Genomic DNA, 13,966 nt, shown 5'->3' on the forward strand with positions numbered 1-13,966 from the left:
TTGATGATAGAAGCGGTGAGCGCGGAGGGAAATGCCTGAAAATGTCGAAATCTTGCCTGTTTCTGTTCGATTGCGGGGAAACGGGGCAGCGTGCGGACCGCCTGAACGACGGCCCGCACGCCGGCGACATTACTGGTTCAACAGCGGCTTCAGGAAGCGTGCGGTGTGCGATTTCTCGCAGTCGGCGACCGTTTCCGGCGTGCCGGCGACCAGGATCTCGCCGCCGCCGCTGCCGCCTTCCGGCCCCAGATCGACGATCCAGTCGGCGGTTTTGATCACGTCCAGGTTATGCTCGATGACCACGATGGTGTTGCCCTGATCGCGCAGCTGATGCAGCACCGCCAACAGCTGTTGGATATCGGCGAAGTGCAGACCGGTGGTCGGTTCGTCGAGGATATACAGCGTTTGGCCGGTGCCGCGCTTCGACAGTTCGCGCGCCAGCTTGACGCGCTGCGCTTCACCGCCGGAGAGCGTGGTGGCCGACTGGCCGAGGCGGATGTAGGACAGGCCGACATCCATCAGGGTCTGCAGCTTGCGCGCCAGCGCCGGCACCGCGTCGAAGAAATCGCGCGCTTCTTCGATGGTCATCTCCAGCACTTCGTGGATGCTCTTGCCCTTGTACTTCACTTCCAGCGTTTCGCGGTTATAACGCTTGCCCTTGCACTGGTCGCACGGCACGTAGATGTCCGGCAGGAAGTGCATCTCGACCTTGATCACCCCGTCGCCCTGGCAGGCTTCACAGCGCCCGCCCTTGACGTTGAAGCTGAAACGGCCCGGCGTGTAACCGCGGCTGCGCGATTCCGGCACGCCGGCGAACAGCTCGCGCACCGGGGTGAAGATGCCGGTGTAGGTGGCCGGGTTGGAGCGCGGCGTGCGGCCGATCGGGCTCTGATCGATGTCGATCACCTTGTCGAAATGCTCCAGGCCGGTCACTTCGCGGAACGGTGCCGGTTCGGCGATGGTGGCGCCGTTGAGCTGGCGCTGGGCTATCGGGAACAGCGTATCGTTGATCAGCGTCGATTTGCCGGAGCCGGACACGCCGGTGATGCAGGTAAACAGACCGACCGGCAGCGTCAGCGTCACGTCTTTCAGGTTGTTGCCGCGCGCGCCGCTCAGCTTCAGCACCTTGGTCGGATCGGCCTGCACGCGCTGCGCCGGAATGGTGATCTCGCGTTTACCGCTGAGGAACTGGCCGGTCAGCGACTCCGGCTGCGCCATGATGTCGTCGACGGTGCCTTCCGCCACCACCTGGCCACCGTGCACGCCGGCGCCGGGGCCGATGTCGATCACATGGTCGGCGGCGCGGATGGCGTCTTCGTCATGCTCCACCACGATCACCGTGTTGCCGAGGTTGCGCAGGTGGATCAGCGTTTCCAGCAGGCGCTCGTTGTCGCGTTGGTGCAGGCCGATCGACGGCTCATCCAGCACGTACATCACGCCCACCAGGCCGGCGCCGATCTGGCTGGCCAAACGGATACGCTGCGCTTCGCCGCCGGAGAGCGTTTCCGCCGAGCGAGACAGTGACAGGTAGTTCAGGCCGACGTTCACCAGGAATTTCAGGCGGTCGCCGATCTCTTTCAGCACTTTCTCGGCGATTTTGGCGCGCTGGCCGCTGAGCTTCATGTTCTGGAAGAAGGTCATCGCATGGCCGATGCTCAGATCGGAGATCTCCGGCAGCGTGGTGTCTTCGACAAACACGTTGCGCGCTTCTTCACGCAGGCGAGTGCCGTGGCACGAGGCGCAAGGGCGGTTGCTGATGAACTTCGCCAGCTCTTCGCGCACCGCGCTGGACTCGGTCTCTTTATAGCGGCGCTCCATGTTGTGCAGCACGCCTTCGAACGGATGGCGGCGCACGGTGGTGTCACCGCGATCGTTGATGTATTTGAATTCGATCGACTCTTTGCCGGAACCGCTCAGCACCGCCTTCTGCACGTTGGCGCTCAGGGTGTTGAATGGCGCTTCGACGTCGAACTCATAGTGCTCCGCCAGCGAGCGCAGCATCTGGAAGTAATAGAAGTTGCGGCGATCCCAGCCGCGGATCGCGCCGCCGGCCAGCGACAGCTCGGGGTTTTGCACCACGCGATCCGGATCGAAGAACTGCTGCACGCCCAGGCCGTCGCAGGTCGGGCAGGCGCCGGCCGGGTTGTTGAAGGAAAACAGGCGCGGTTCCAGCTCGCGCATGCTGTAGCCGCAGATCGGGCAGGCGAAGTTGGCGGAGAACAGCAGCTCGTCCGCTTTTTCGTCGTCCATATCCGCCACCACTGCGGTGCCGCCGGACAGCTCCAGCGCGGTTTCGAACGATTCGGCCAGGCGCTGCGCCATGTCGTCGCGCACCTTGAAGCGATCGACCACCACTTCGATGGTGTGTTTCTTCTGCAGCTCCAGCTTCGGCGGATCGGACAGATCGCACACTTCGCCGTCGATGCGCGCGCGGATATAGCCCTGGGCGGCCAGGTTTTCCAGCGTTTTGGTGTGCTCGCCCTTGCGGTCTTTTACCACCGGCGCCAGCAGCATCAGGCGCTTGCCTTCCGGCTGGCTCAGCACGTTGTCGACCATCTGGCTGACGGTCTGCGCCGCCAGCGGCACATGGTGATCCGGGCAGCGCGGCTCGCCGACGCGGGCGAACAGCAGGCGCAGGTAGTCGTGGATCTCGGTAATGGTGCCGACCGTGGAGCGCGGGTTGTGCGAGGTGGATTTCTGCTCGATGGAGATCGCCGGCGACAGGCCTTCGATATGATCGACGTCCGGTTTTTCCATCAGCGACAGGAACTGGCGCGCATAGGCGGAGAGTGATTCGACATAGCGCCGCTGCCCTTCGGCATACAGCGTATCGAAAGCCAGCGAAGACTTGCCGGAACCGGACAGGCCGGTGACGACGATCAGTTTGTCACGCGGGATGATCAGGTTGATGTTTTTCAGATTATGGGTTCGAGCACCACGAACTTCGATATTGTCCATTTACACTTCCCGTCTTGATGATACACCGCGCCTGTCGCGATTTTTGCGGGGGATTTTGTGATGGATCTCGCAAAAAACCGGCACAGCCTGGTCGAAACGCATAATTATGACACAAAAAAACCTGAATGAATATCCAGTATGCGAATGCAACAAGGTCGATCGAAAAGACAATTCTGGAATGCAATTCGCACTTATCAACACGGGTGTGGTTTCGTACTCAGCGTGGTAAACTGACGCGTTTATACTGTGTAGAAATCAATCATCGGGAGAAGTGCTCATGGCCAGCAGAGGCGTAAACAAAGTAATTCTGGTCGGGAATCTGGGTCAGGATCCAGAAGTCCGTTACATGCCGAACGGCGGCGCAGTGGCCAACATTACCCTGGCGACCTCCGAAAGCTGGCGTGACAAGGCGACCGGCGAACAGAAAGAGAAGACCGAATGGCACCGCGTCGTGCTGTTCGGCAAACTGGCCGAAGTGGCGGGTGAATACCTGCGTAAAGGCTCTCAGGTCTACATCGAAGGCTCCCTGCAGACCCGTAAATGGCAGGATCAGAGCGGTCAGGATCGCTACACCACCGAGATCGTGGTTAACGTCGGCGGCACCATGCAGATGCTGGGCGGCCGTCAGGGCGGCGGCGCACCGGCCGGTCAATCTGCCGGCGGCCAGGGCGGTTGGGGCCAACCTCAGCAGCCACAGGGCGGCAACCAGTTCAGCGGCGGCCAGCAGCAGTCTCGCCCGGCGCAGAACAGCGCACCGGCGACCAGCAACGAACCACCAATGGATTTCGACGACGATATTCCGTTCTAAGCCTGGCGACAGCGCTAAAAAAACCCCGCTCAGGCGGGGTTTTTTGTGTTCGTTAGCCGCTGATTTTCTGCGGCGGTGTCGCCAATCAGTAAATTGCTACCGGGTTGATATTGACCTGAGTTGAACCGACATACAGCGGTTGCCCCAGTACGAACAGGAATTCCCAGGTTTTCGTGCGTACCAGCGGGCGGCTGTCGATCAGCTCCAGGTTATAGACGCCGCGTTTGGCCAGCAGGTACTGGTTGACCGGGAACTCTTCGTCATTTTTCGGGTTAGGGTAAACTTCGGAGGCCCAGGTATCACCGCCGAAGGCCACGATGCCTTGGTCGGCCAACCATTTCGCCGCTTCCATGCCGATACCCGGTTCAACTTCCAGGAACTTTTTATTGTCTTTGCCAATCAGCTCCAGCCAGCCGGTGTTGAACAAGACAACGTCGCCTTTGCGTAAACTGATGCCCTGCTTTTTAAGCACCGCTTGAATATCCGCAACGGAAAATTCGGTGCCGCCCGGAACGATCGCTTTATTATAATAAGCCGTCATATCGAGTACGACGCCGCGTGTGACCATGGGCGGCACTTTTTCCACGCCCAATTTTTTCACGCCATCTACGGTGACGAAATCCGCCGCTTTATTGCCGTTATAATAAACATTGTCGATGCCGATATGGCCAATGCCATTCAACTGAGTGCCGACGCCGGTCCAGGCATTCACCAATTCATCATTAAAGGTGAATTTATTTGGGCCAAGCGTTTTACCGTCCTGCTGACCAGGCTGAATATTATATAAGCGGAAGCTGCGGTGGCGGAACGCCGGGAAATCTTTATCGACGGGCACCGCCAATGGCAATGTCTTGCCTTGTTTTACCAACTGCACAGACTGTAATACGACCTCTGGCGTGAGCAGGTTGGCCGCGCCGATTTCGTCTTTTGCGCCGTAAACGGAAGGATACCAGTCTGACGACTGCACGGCGGATTCTGCGGCGTGCGCGGGCACTGCGGCCAGCAAGGGCAGCAAGAGGGAGAGGCGATACAATGATTTCATCAGTGACTCATCCTTATAACGGAGTATTGCAGGGCGAATGAAAGTGAGCCTCCGGAAATTGGCGGCGTGAGGCCGCCGAATAATAACCGGTGAGGGAACGGCTCATTTTTTCTGTGTACTGGGTACGCCAGCGTGATTTTTAAAAAGGCGCCCGGCGATGATTTCCTTAATCATGCGGTAATGAATAACGCCGTATGCACGGCGTTATCGCTAAACGCATTATTTTTTCAGTTCTGCACTCATGGTGACGAAATTGCCCATGTAGGCGCTGGTAATTTTGTAGCCGCTTGCGCCGGCTTCTTGCGCTTTTTTAGCGATGAGGGCTTCGGTGGAATCCAGTGTTCTGCCGGTTGCGGTCACGCTTTCTGCCGCGGCATTAAACGACAGCATGGAAAACAGAGCGAGTGAAATAACGGTGGTCATGGTTTTCATATCTTTATCCTGTGTTCGAAGGTTCGAAAAATAAGGGTGTCCGGTACGACACGATGGAGCGAAGGATAAAGACGTCGGCCTGGTGAATAAATAACAGAATCGTCAATAAACTATTCCATTTTTGCGCATAAACTAATTCTATTATTGTCTTTCAAGGCCGAATATGCCGTGCGAGGTGAGAAGCGCTCGTCGGGGAGCGAATGAAAAAAAAAGCCCCTTGCGGGGCTTTGAGCGCTACGCCGAGAAGCCGCCGTCGATGCTCAGACTGGCGCCGGTGATATAACCCGCCTGCGGGCCCGCCAGGTAGGCGACGAAACCGGCGATTTCTTCATCTTTGCCGTAACGGCCGATCGCCATCAACTGCTTGAGCTGATCGGCGAACTCGCCGGCGTCCGGGTTCATTTCGGTGTCCACCGGGCCGGGCTGCACGTTATTGACGGTGATGCCGCGTGGGCCGAGATCGCGCGCCATGCCCTTGGTCAACCCGACCAGCGCCGATTTGCTCATCGCGTACACCGCCGCGCCGCCGAACGGCACGCGCTCGGCGTTGGTGCTGCCGATGTGGATGATACGGCCGCCGTCGTTCATGTGGCGCGCCGCCTCCTGGCTGGCGACGAATACGCTGCGTACGTTGACCGCCAGCATGCGATCCAGGTCGTCCAGCGCCAGTTCCTCGGTGCCGCCCAGCGTAAATACCCCGGCGTTGTTCACCAGAATATCCAGGTTGCCGAAGTGACTCACCGCCTGGCGAACCGCCTGCTGCAGCGCCGCAGCATCGGCGCTGTCGGCCTTGATGGCGAGGGCTTTGCCGCCGGCGGCGGTAACGGCGCTCGCCACCGCTTCGGCGCGATCGGCCGAGGCGGCGTAGGTAAAGGCGACGGCGGCGCCCTCGCTCGCCAAGCGTTTAACGATGGCGGCGCCGATGCCGCGGGAGCCGCCCTGAACGAATGCGACTTTGCCTTGCAGTGGGAGTGCTGTGGTCATGTTATTTCTCCAGAGTGGATGAGGGTAAAGTGTCGGCATTCAGTATCGGAGATCGCTTGCACGGCCACTAGCCACAAAGAGCTATAATCAGTTAAAACCATTAGTTTAAAATCCATAAGGAAAAAGCATGCTGGGACATCTGGAGTGCTTCGTCAGCAGCGCGGAATACGGCAGTTTCTCCGCCGCCGGCCGCAAGCTGGGCCTCAGCCCGGCGGCGGTAAGCAAGAATGTCACCCGGCTGGAGGCGGTGGTCGGCGTGCGGCTGTTTCAACGCAATACCCGCAAGTTGATCCTCACCGAAGCAGGCGAGCGTTTTCTCAGTGAGGTGAGCGGCGGGTTGCAATCGATCCAGTGTGCATTGAAGGGGTTGAGCAGCGGCGGCGGCGCGGCGGCCGGCGGCTTGAAGGTCAGCATGGGCACCGCCTTCGGCCTGCACTTCGTGTTGCCGATGCTGCCGATGTTTTTGACGCAGTACCCGGCGATTGTACCGGACTGGCATTTCGACAATCGCCAGGTGGATCTGATCGGTGAGAACTTTGACGCTGCGCTGGGCGGCGGCATCGAGTTGGCGCAAGGGATGATTGCTCGCGAGCTGGCGCCTGCGCATGGCGTATTGGTCGCTTCGGCAGAATACTTGCGGCAGCGGCCGCCGTTGACGGAGCCGGAGCAACTGGCGCAACACGCCGGGATTTTCATCCGTTCGCCGCAGACCGGGCGCATTCGCCACCAGCCGCTGCGAAATGCCCAGAATGAGCAGCGTGCGCCGGGGATGACGGTCAGCATGACGGTCAATGAACCGGAAGCGGCGGCGCGGGCGGCGGAAATGGGATTGGGCATCGCGCTGATCGGCATGCCGAATGCGGCGCCTTATCTGGAAAGCGGCCGTCTGATGCGGGTTCTGCCGGGCTGGTATGTCGATCGCGGCAGCGTGTATCTCTATTTTCCCACCACCAAATTCTTACCGACCAAAACCCGGGTGTTTGTCGATTTCATCACCGAACAGTTCCGCCTGCAGAAGTTGGCGGCGCGCTTCGACGCCCGCTAAAACGAGAAAAGCCCCTTGCGGGGCTTCTTTCTTCCGTCGGTTGGCTGTCCGACGATCAGTTGAAGATTTCTGCGGTGCCGTACAGTTTGTTCTGACCACCGGCGGCGACGATGCGGTAGGCGCTGGCGCCCGACGCGGCGGCTTTGCTGGCCAGTTCGCTTTCCAGCGCGCTCAGGTTAGCGGCGCCGCTCACGGTGACGACGCCGATCTTCTGGGCGCCTGCAGCAGGTTGGCTGGAAGGCAGGTCAGCGGCGAAGGTAGCGAAAGAAGCGGTAGCCAGCAGCGCAGCGGTAGCAAAAATTTTGACGTTTTTCATGATGCGTTCCTCAGAGTGTTTGTTAGGTGAGAGCCCGTTGTCTCTCGATGTGTTAAATACTAGTGCACCAGATGTGAATAAAAAATCGGAGAGTTTTGAGTATCTCCGTCAAATAAATTGATTGTTTTTCATCCGCTGGCGCGGGGCAACAATCGCCACTACCCTTTACAGACGATCCTTAACCGGAGAAGCGTCATGACGATAAACGCGTTTATCGGCAGTTGGGCGTTGGTGTCGTCGGCGTTCAAAAACCAGAACGGCGAGCTGAATTACCCGCTGGGCGAGCAGGTGTTGGGGCGCATCCACTATGAGGCCAACGGCACGATGGCGGCGCAGCTATACAGCGCCGTGCGGCCGCGTTTCGTCGCCGACGATTTGGCGCAGGGATCCGAGCGGGAGATCCATGCCGCCTTCATCAATATGATTTGCTACTTCGGCCGTTATCAGGTGGAAGAAAGCGAGCAACGGGTGGTGCATCAGGTTGAAGGCTGCTCGTTCCCCAATTGGATAGGCAGCCGTCAGGTGCGCTTTTACGCCTTTAACGCCGATCGGCTGACGTTGCGCACGGTGCCGCTGCAGCTCGGCAACGGCGTGCAGGTTGGCGAACTGGTGTGGCAGCGGACAGGAGCGTCGTCATGATCATCGTTCATCATCTCAATCACTCGCGGTCGCAGCGCATTCTGTGGTTTCTGGAAGAGCTGGGCGTGCCCTATCAGGTGCAACGCTACGAGCGCGATCCCAACACCATGCTGGCGCCGCCGGCGCTGAAAAAGATCCACCCGTTGGGCAAATCGCCGGTGATCGTCGATGGCGATCTGACGCTGGCGGAATCCGGCGCCATTATCGAATACTTGCAGGAAGCCTACGACGCACAGGGCATGTTTATGCCAACCGACTTCCACGCGCGTCAGCAATACCGCTACTGGCTGCACTACGCCGAAGGATCGCTGATGCCGCTGTTGGTGATGAAGCTGGTGTTCAGCCGTCTCGGCCAGCCGCCGATCCCCTGGCTGCTGCGGCCGGTGGCCGGCGCGATCGGCAAAGGCGTGCAGCGGGAATACCTCGACAAGCAGATCGCGCCGCACTGCGAATTCCTCGAACAGCACCTGAATAAGGGCAGTTGGTTCGTTGGCAACGACTTCAGCGCGGCGGATATTCAGATGAGCTTCCCGCTGGAGGCGATGGCGGCGCGCGGCGCGTTGGATGATTGCCCGAAACTGCGCGGCTTCCTGCAGCGCATTCACGCCCGGCCCGCCTACCAGCGGGCATTGGAGCAGGGCGGCCCTTACGACCTGCTGAGTTAAGCGGATGGGCTATACTCGATGGGGTCATTCTTCATCGGAGGTAGCCCATGGCTACGCAAATCTTCGTTAACCTGCCCGTACGCGATCTGCCCGCCTCAATGGCGTTTTTCACCCAGCTCGGCTTCAGCTTCAACCCGCAATTTACCGACGATACCGCCGCCTGCATGGTGGTCAGCGACACGATTTACGTGATGCTGCTGACCCACGACAAATTCAGGATGTTTACCCCGAACCCGATCGGCGACGCCAAACAGGCCACCGAAGTGTTGGTGTGCCTGTCGCAACCCAGCCGGGCGGCGGTGGACGAACTGGTGCGCAAGGCGATCGCCGGCGGCGGCAATACCTATCATCCGCCGCGGGACTATGGCGTGATGTACGGCCACGGATTTCAGGACCTGGACGGCCATATCTGGGAATTGATGTATATGGATCCCGCGGCGGTGCAGGCGCAATAAGCTCGCCGTGAAGCAGGTCGGCACGGGCGCCGGATCGCCCCGTCTTTTCGCGCAGAAGCCATTCCCGCCGTTTTCTGCATAAATTGCCGCGATCTTTAGTTGATTAGACGCTAGGGAAGGCAGGATAATCGTTTGCCTTGAATAAACCACCATAAATCACCCGTACCGCGCGCTGCGAGTTAAACGTTTGCCTGGGTGCGCATCGCCGTTGGTGGTGTGGCATAAGGGCAGGGATGCGTAACGTGACGTAAACGATTACGTGGCGATCGGGCGCGGGCGAGATTACAGGCCTGCTGTGACGGGCCGATTCATGAAACACAGGGGAAGTAACCTATGTCGAACTCTCAAGCGAACCACGCCGCAAAACCAACCGGCGGGCTTGATGGCTATTTTAAAATTTCCGCGCGCGGCAGCAGCGTGCGTCAGGAGGTGGTGGCGGGGCTGACCACCTTCCTGGCGATGGTGTACTCGGTGATCGTGGTGCCGAGCATGCTGGGCAAAGCGGGTTTCCCGCCGGCGGCGGTGTTTGTCTCCACCTGCCTGGTGGCCGGTCTGGGGTCGCTGCTGATGGGGCTGTGGGCTAACCTGCCGATGGCCATCGGCTGTGCGATCTCGTTGACCGCCTTTACCGCCTTCAGCCTGGTGCTGGGCCAGCACATCAGCATTCCGGTGGCGCTGGGCGCGGTGTTCCTGATGGGCGTGCTGTTTACCATTATCTCGGTCACCGGCATCCGCGCCTGGATCCTGCGCAACCTGCCGATGGGCGTGGCGCACGGCACCGGCATCGGCATCGGGCTGTTCCTGCTGCTGATCGCCGCCAACGGCGTCGGCCTGGTGGTGAAGAACCCGCTGGATGGCTTGCCGGTGGCGCTCGGTGCGTTCACCTCTTTCCCGGTCGTCATGACGCTGGTCGGCCTGGCGGTGATCTTCGGCCTGGAGAAACTGCGCGTGCCCGGCGGCATTTTGCTGGTGATCATCGCCATTTCCATCATCGGCCTGATCTTCGACCCGGCGGTGAAATATCAGGGGCTGTTCGCCATGCCGAGCCTGGCGGACGCTGACGGCAAATCGTTGATCTTCAGCCTGGATATCATGGGCGCATTGCAGCCGGTGGTGTTGCCGAGCGTGCTGGCGCTGGTGATGACCGCGGTGTTCGACGCCACCGGCACCATCCGCGCGGTGGCCGGGCAGGCCAACCTGCTGGATAAAGACGGGCAGATCATCAACGGCGGCAAGGCGCTGACCTCGGATTCCCTGAGCAGCATCTTCTCCGGCCTGGTGGGCGCCGCGCCCGCTGCGGTTTATATTGAGTCCGCCGCCGGCACCGCCGCGGGCGGCAAGACCGGCCTGACCGCCACCGTGGTCGGCATTCTGTTCCTGCTGATCCTGTTCCTGTCGCCGCTGGCCTATCTGGTGCCGGTTTACGCCACCGCACCGGCGCTGATGTACGTCGGCCTGCTGATGCTGAGCAATGTCACCAAGCTGGACTTCAACGACTTCGTCGACGCGATGGCCGGCCTGCTGTGCGCCGTGTTCATCGTGCTGACCTGCAACATCGTCACCGGCATCATGCTGGGCTTCAGCTCGCTGGTCATTGGCCGCATCTTCTCCGGCGAATGGCGCAAGCTGAACATCGGCACCGTGCTGATCGCCGTGGCGCTGGTGGCGTTCTACGCCGGCGGCTGGGCGATTTAAGCCGCTTGGGTTTCCCTCGCCCGCCGGGCGGGGGAGCCTGTTACGGCAATTCCCTTCTTAAGATAAGTCTTCTTCTGCTCTGCACCGCGTTTTGAAAGGCACAACAAGCTTTAACGGCTGTAAAAAAAGTGATCTACTATCGTGACCAACGCAGGCCCTGAGCCGATGTCGTCTGAATCGTAGAGTCTAAGGAAAGCATGGAAATCTTTTTTACAATCCTCATTTTGATCCTGGTGGTCTCCCTGTCCGGGGTGGTGACGCGCATGTTGCCGTTCCAGGTGCCGCTGCCGCTGATGCAAATCGCCATCGGGGCCCTGCTGGCCTGGCCGCATTTCGGGCTGCACGTCGATTTTGATCCCGAACTGTTCCTGGTGCTGTTCATCCCGCCGCTGCTGTTTGCCGACGGCTGGAAAACGCCGACGCGTGAATTCCTGCATCACGGGCGGGAAATTCTCGGCCTGGCGCTGGTGCTGGTGCTGATCACCGTGGTCGGCGTCGGTTATCTGATCTACGCCATGGTGCCGGGCATTCCGCTGGTGGCGGCCTTCGCCCTGGCGGCGGTGCTGTCGCCGACGGATGCCGTGGCGCTGTCCGGCATCGTCGGCAAAGGGCGGATCCCCAAGCCGATCATGGGCGTGCTCGAGGGCGAGGCGCTGATGAACGACGCCTCCGGCCTGGTGTCGCTCAAGTTCGCCATCGCGGTGGCGATGGGCACCATGGTGTTCACCGTGGGCGGCGCGACCCTTGAATTCCTCAAAGTGGCGATCGGTGGCCTGCTGGCCGGCGTGGCGGTCACCTGGACCTACAGTAAATCGCTGCGGGTGATGAGCCGCTGGAGCGGCGACGATCCGGCGACCCAGATCGTGTTCCTGCTGCTGCTGCCGTTCGCGTCCTACCTGATTGCCGAACATATCGGCGTTTCCGGCATCCTGGCGGCGGTGGCGGCGGGGATGACCATCAGCCAGTCCGGCGTGATCCGCAACGCGCCGCTGGCGATGCGTCTGCGCGCCAACAGCGTGTGGGCGATGCTGGAATTCGTGTTCAACGGCATGGTGTTCATCATGTTGGGCCTGCAGCTGCCGGGCATTCTTGAAACCTCCATCCTGCAGGCGGAGCTGGATCCGACCATCCAGACCTGGTACCTGTTCGCCGACGTGGCCACCATCTACGCCGCGCTGTTGGTGCTGCGCTTCACCTGGCTGTGGGTGATGAAGAAGGCCAGCAACCGCTTTATGAAAAAGCGTCCGCTGCAGTTCGGCGATTACAGCACGCGTGAGCTGTGGGTGGCGTCGTTCGCCGGGGTGCGCGGGGCGATTACCCTGGCCGGTGTGCTGTCGATACCGCTGTTGCTGAGCGACGGCACCGCCTTCCCGGCGCGCTATCAGCTGGTGTTTATCGCCGCCGGGGTGATCCTGCTGTCGTTGATCGTCGGCGTGCTGGCGTTGCCGCTGCTGCTGCGCGGCGTGCAGGTCACCGACAAGAGCGCCAGCAAGCAGGAAGAGCGCATGGCGATCGCCATGGCGGCCGAAGTGGCGATTGAGAGCGTGAATAAAATGGAAGAGCGCCTGGTTGCCGATACCGAAGAAAACCTCGATCCGCAGGTGTTGAAAGAGGTCAGCTCGCGGGTGACGGGCATGCTGCGGCGGCGCATCGCGTCGAAAGACGATATCGAGAATGCGCTGGCGATGGAAAACCTCGAGCGGCGTTTCCGCCTGACGGCGCTGCGCGCCGAGCGCGGCGAGCTGTACCACCTGCGCGCCACGCAGAAAATCAGCAACGAGACGCTGCAAAAACTGCTGCACGATCTCGACCTGCTCGAAGCGCTGCTGATCGAACGCGAAGGGTAAGTCTCAGAAGAGGAATAAACGTTTTCCTCTCAATTTCTGTCCTGAAGGGCCGCCTGTGCGGCCCTTTTTTTGGTTACTTGAGCGGCGGCCAGTAGTCGCGGCAGCAGGCGATCCAGGCCTGCGCGCTGTGCGACAGGTAGCTGCCCTGGCGCCAGATCAGGCCGATTTTCCACTCCATGCGCGGCTCCAGCGGCAGCCAGACCAGGTTTTCCTTGTCCAGCCAGCGACAAACTGGCTCCGGCAGCATGGCGATGCCCACGCCGGCCTGCACCATCGAGGCGAGAAAGTCCCATTGGCCGCTGCGCACCGCGATTTGCGGTTCAAAGCCGGCCAGGCGAAACGCCTTCATCAGCATCTTGTACAGCGCAAAGTCTTCGTTATAAATCAGGATCGGGCTGTCGGCCAATTCGGCGATATTGATGCTGGTGCGGTTGAGCCACTGCGGCGTACGCGGCGCCACCACGCACATCGGATGGCCCAGCAGCGGCAGAAAGGTCAGCGGCTGCGCCGAATCGAAGGGCAGCACTGTCATCGCCAGATCCAATTCGCCGGACATCACCGCCTGTTCGACCGACAGCCCGCCCAGCTCGGAAATCTTCAATTCGATGCCGGGGTAGGTCTGGCGAAAGCGGCGGATCAGATCGGCGATCTGCCTGCCGACCATCGGCGGAATGCCCAGCCGCAGCACGCCCTTTTTCACCGAGCTAATGTCTTCCAGCTCCGCCTCCAACTGGCGGAACTCGTCGAGGATCGTCAGGCCGCGCTGGTACACCGCCTGGCCGCTGTCGGTCAGGCGCAGCTTGCGGCCTTCACGGATCAGCAGCGTGCATTCCAGCTCTTCCTCCAGATGACGCAGCATTTTGCTGATGGTGGGCTGGGTGACGAACAGTTTTTCCGCCGCGCGGGTGAAGCTTTGCTGGCGCACCACTTCAACGAAGTAGCGCAGGGTGCGGACATCCACGTTAGGGTTCTCCTTGGGGACGCTACCGGCGGGAAACTATTCCCGGACGGCATGATGTCGATAATTTTAATTCATTTCAGGCGTGGTTTCCCGGCTGCGTATACTGTAGGCCGTCAATT

General features: G+C 60.4%; 13 protein-coding genes. 7 read left to right on the forward strand and 6 right to left on the reverse strand.

The genetic code is table 11. The features are described 5' to 3' along the window. Nucleotides 1–129: 129 nt before the first annotated feature. Nucleotides 130–2,958, reverse strand: coding sequence for an excinuclease ABC subunit UvrA (gene uvrA / locus ACJ8OK_RS19230; RefSeq protein ID WP_135638698.1), 2,829 nt, complete (start codon nt 2,956–2,958; stop codon nt 130–132). 277 nt (nt 2,959–3,235) lie between these two features. On the opposite strand from uvrA, the gene ssb1 reads away from it, so the two are divergent. Next, a complete protein-coding gene (gene ssb1, locus ACJ8OK_RS19235; protein ID WP_004936793.1) occupies nt 3,236–3,766 on the forward strand; it encodes a single-stranded DNA-binding protein SSB1 in 531 nt (176 codons plus the stop codon). An 85-nt stretch (nt 3,767–3,851) separates the two neighbouring features. On the opposite strand, the gene ACJ8OK_RS19240 is transcribed toward ssb1, so the two are convergent. The 3 genes from ACJ8OK_RS19240 to ACJ8OK_RS19250 all read right to left on the reverse strand — a co-directional run bounded on the left by ACJ8OK_RS19240 (nt 3,852) and on the right by ACJ8OK_RS19250 (nt 6,224). Further along, nucleotides 3,852–4,808, reverse strand: a complete 957-nt coding sequence (locus ACJ8OK_RS19240; protein ID WP_033631979.1) for a cyclase family protein — start codon at nt 4,806–4,808, stop codon at nt 3,852–3,854. A 219-nt stretch (nt 4,809–5,027) separates the two neighbouring features. Continuing rightward, on the reverse strand, nt 5,028–5,240 hold the full coding sequence (locus tag ACJ8OK_RS19245) for a DUF1471 domain-containing protein (protein WP_004936800.1): 213 nt from the start codon (nt 5,238–5,240) through the stop codon (nt 5,028–5,030). Nucleotides 5,241–5,474: 234 nt separating this feature from the next. Continuing rightward, entirely contained in the window at nt 5,475–6,224 is a 750-nt protein-coding gene (locus ACJ8OK_RS19250) for a 3-oxoacyl-ACP reductase family protein (protein WP_004936803.1), read from the reverse strand. Nucleotides 6,225–6,351: 127 nt separating this feature from the next. Here ACJ8OK_RS19250 and ACJ8OK_RS19255 point away from each other — a divergent pair, with 127 nt between their 5' ends. Further along, nucleotides 6,352–7,269, forward strand: coding sequence for a LysR family transcriptional regulator (locus tag ACJ8OK_RS19255; protein WP_135638696.1), 918 nt, complete (start codon nt 6,352–6,354; stop codon nt 7,267–7,269). Between the two features lie 55 nt (nt 7,270–7,324). Here the strand turns inward: ACJ8OK_RS19255 and bhsA are convergent, their stop codons facing one another. After that, complete coding sequence (bhsA, locus tag ACJ8OK_RS19260; RefSeq protein WP_048325622.1) at nt 7,325–7,585, reverse strand: multiple stress resistance protein BhsA; 261 nt, start codon at nt 7,583–7,585, stop codon at nt 7,325–7,327. Between the two features lie 195 nt (nt 7,586–7,780). Here bhsA and ACJ8OK_RS19265 point away from each other — a divergent pair, with 195 nt between their 5' ends. The 5 genes from ACJ8OK_RS19265 (at nt 7,781) to ACJ8OK_RS19285 (ending at nt 12,886) form a co-directional block, all read left to right on the forward strand. Next, the gene (locus tag ACJ8OK_RS19265) at nt 7,781–8,224 is read left to right on the forward strand and encodes a lipocalin-like domain-containing protein (RefSeq protein WP_033631983.1); all 444 of its coding nucleotides are present in this window, start codon (nt 7,781–7,783) and stop codon (nt 8,222–8,224) included. Beyond that, nucleotides 8,221–8,889: a glutathione S-transferase family protein gene (locus ACJ8OK_RS19270; RefSeq protein WP_004936814.1), complete on the forward strand. Its 669-nt coding sequence runs from the start codon at nt 8,221–8,223 to the stop codon at nt 8,887–8,889. The genes ACJ8OK_RS19265 and ACJ8OK_RS19270 overlap by 4 nt, the downstream gene beginning before the upstream one ends. A 47-nt stretch (nt 8,890–8,936) precedes the next feature. After that, a complete protein-coding gene (locus tag ACJ8OK_RS19275; RefSeq protein WP_015379207.1) occupies nt 8,937–9,344 on the forward strand; it encodes a VOC family protein in 408 nt (135 codons plus the stop codon). A 333-nt stretch (nt 9,345–9,677) separates the two neighbouring features. Beyond that, nucleotides 9,678–11,039, forward strand: a complete 1,362-nt coding sequence (locus ACJ8OK_RS19280) for an NCS2 family permease (RefSeq protein ID WP_004936819.1) — start codon at nt 9,678–9,680, stop codon at nt 11,037–11,039. 197 nt (nt 11,040–11,236) lie between these two features. Further along, nucleotides 11,237–12,886 (forward strand): Na+/H+ antiporter, encoded by a 1,650-nt coding sequence (locus ACJ8OK_RS19285; protein WP_004936822.1) that lies wholly within the window; start codon nt 11,237–11,239, stop codon nt 12,884–12,886. Between the two features lie 73 nt (nt 12,887–12,959). On the opposite strand, the gene ACJ8OK_RS19290 is transcribed toward ACJ8OK_RS19285, so the two are convergent. After that, entirely contained in the window at nt 12,960–13,847 is an 888-nt protein-coding gene (locus tag ACJ8OK_RS19290) for a LysR family transcriptional regulator (protein ID WP_004936826.1), read from the reverse strand. Nucleotides 13,848–13,966: the final 119 nt, after the last annotated feature.

The organism is Serratia sp. CY71090, assembly GCF_052166845.1.
Taxonomy (GTDB): domain Bacteria; phylum Pseudomonadota; class Gammaproteobacteria; order Enterobacterales; family Enterobacteriaceae; genus Serratia; species Serratia nematodiphila.

What these genes read in the sequence shown, in the direction of transcription:
- ACJ8OK_RS19270 (WP_004936814.1), top strand. Translation starts at nt 8,221, where the DNA reads ATGATCATCGTTCATCATCTCAATCACTCGCGGTCGCAGCGCATTCTG.
- ACJ8OK_RS19280 (WP_004936819.1), top strand. Translation starts at nt 9,678, where the DNA reads ATGTCGAACTCTCAAGCGAACCACGCCGCAAAACCAACCGGCGGGCTT.
- ACJ8OK_RS19285 (WP_004936822.1), top strand. Translation starts at nt 11,237, where the DNA reads ATGGAAATCTTTTTTACAATCCTCATTTTGATCCTGGTGGTCTCCCTG.
- ACJ8OK_RS19265 (WP_033631983.1), top strand. Translation starts at nt 7,781, where the DNA reads ATGACGATAAACGCGTTTATCGGCAGTTGGGCGTTGGTGTCGTCGGCG.
- ACJ8OK_RS19240 (WP_033631979.1), bottom strand. Translation starts at nt 4,808, where the DNA reads ATGAAATCATTGTATCGCCTCTCCCTCTTGCTGCCCTTGCTGGCCGCA.
- ACJ8OK_RS19250 (WP_004936803.1), bottom strand. Translation starts at nt 6,224, where the DNA reads ATGACCACAGCACTCCCACTGCAAGGCAAAGTCGCATTCGTTCAGGGC.
- bhsA (WP_048325622.1), bottom strand. Translation starts at nt 7,585, where the DNA reads ATGAAAAACGTCAAAATTTTTGCTACCGCTGCGCTGCTGGCTACCGCT.
- ACJ8OK_RS19275 (WP_015379207.1), top strand. Translation starts at nt 8,937, where the DNA reads ATGGCTACGCAAATCTTCGTTAACCTGCCCGTACGCGATCTGCCCGCC.
- ACJ8OK_RS19245 (WP_004936800.1), bottom strand. Translation starts at nt 5,240, where the DNA reads ATGAAAACCATGACCACCGTTATTTCACTCGCTCTGTTTTCCATGCTG.
- uvrA (WP_135638698.1), bottom strand. Translation starts at nt 2,958, where the DNA reads ATGGACAATATCGAAGTTCGTGGTGCTCGAACCCATAATCTGAAAAAC.
- ssb1 (WP_004936793.1), top strand. Translation starts at nt 3,236, where the DNA reads ATGGCCAGCAGAGGCGTAAACAAAGTAATTCTGGTCGGGAATCTGGGT.
- ACJ8OK_RS19255 (WP_135638696.1), top strand. Translation starts at nt 6,352, where the DNA reads ATGCTGGGACATCTGGAGTGCTTCGTCAGCAGCGCGGAATACGGCAGT.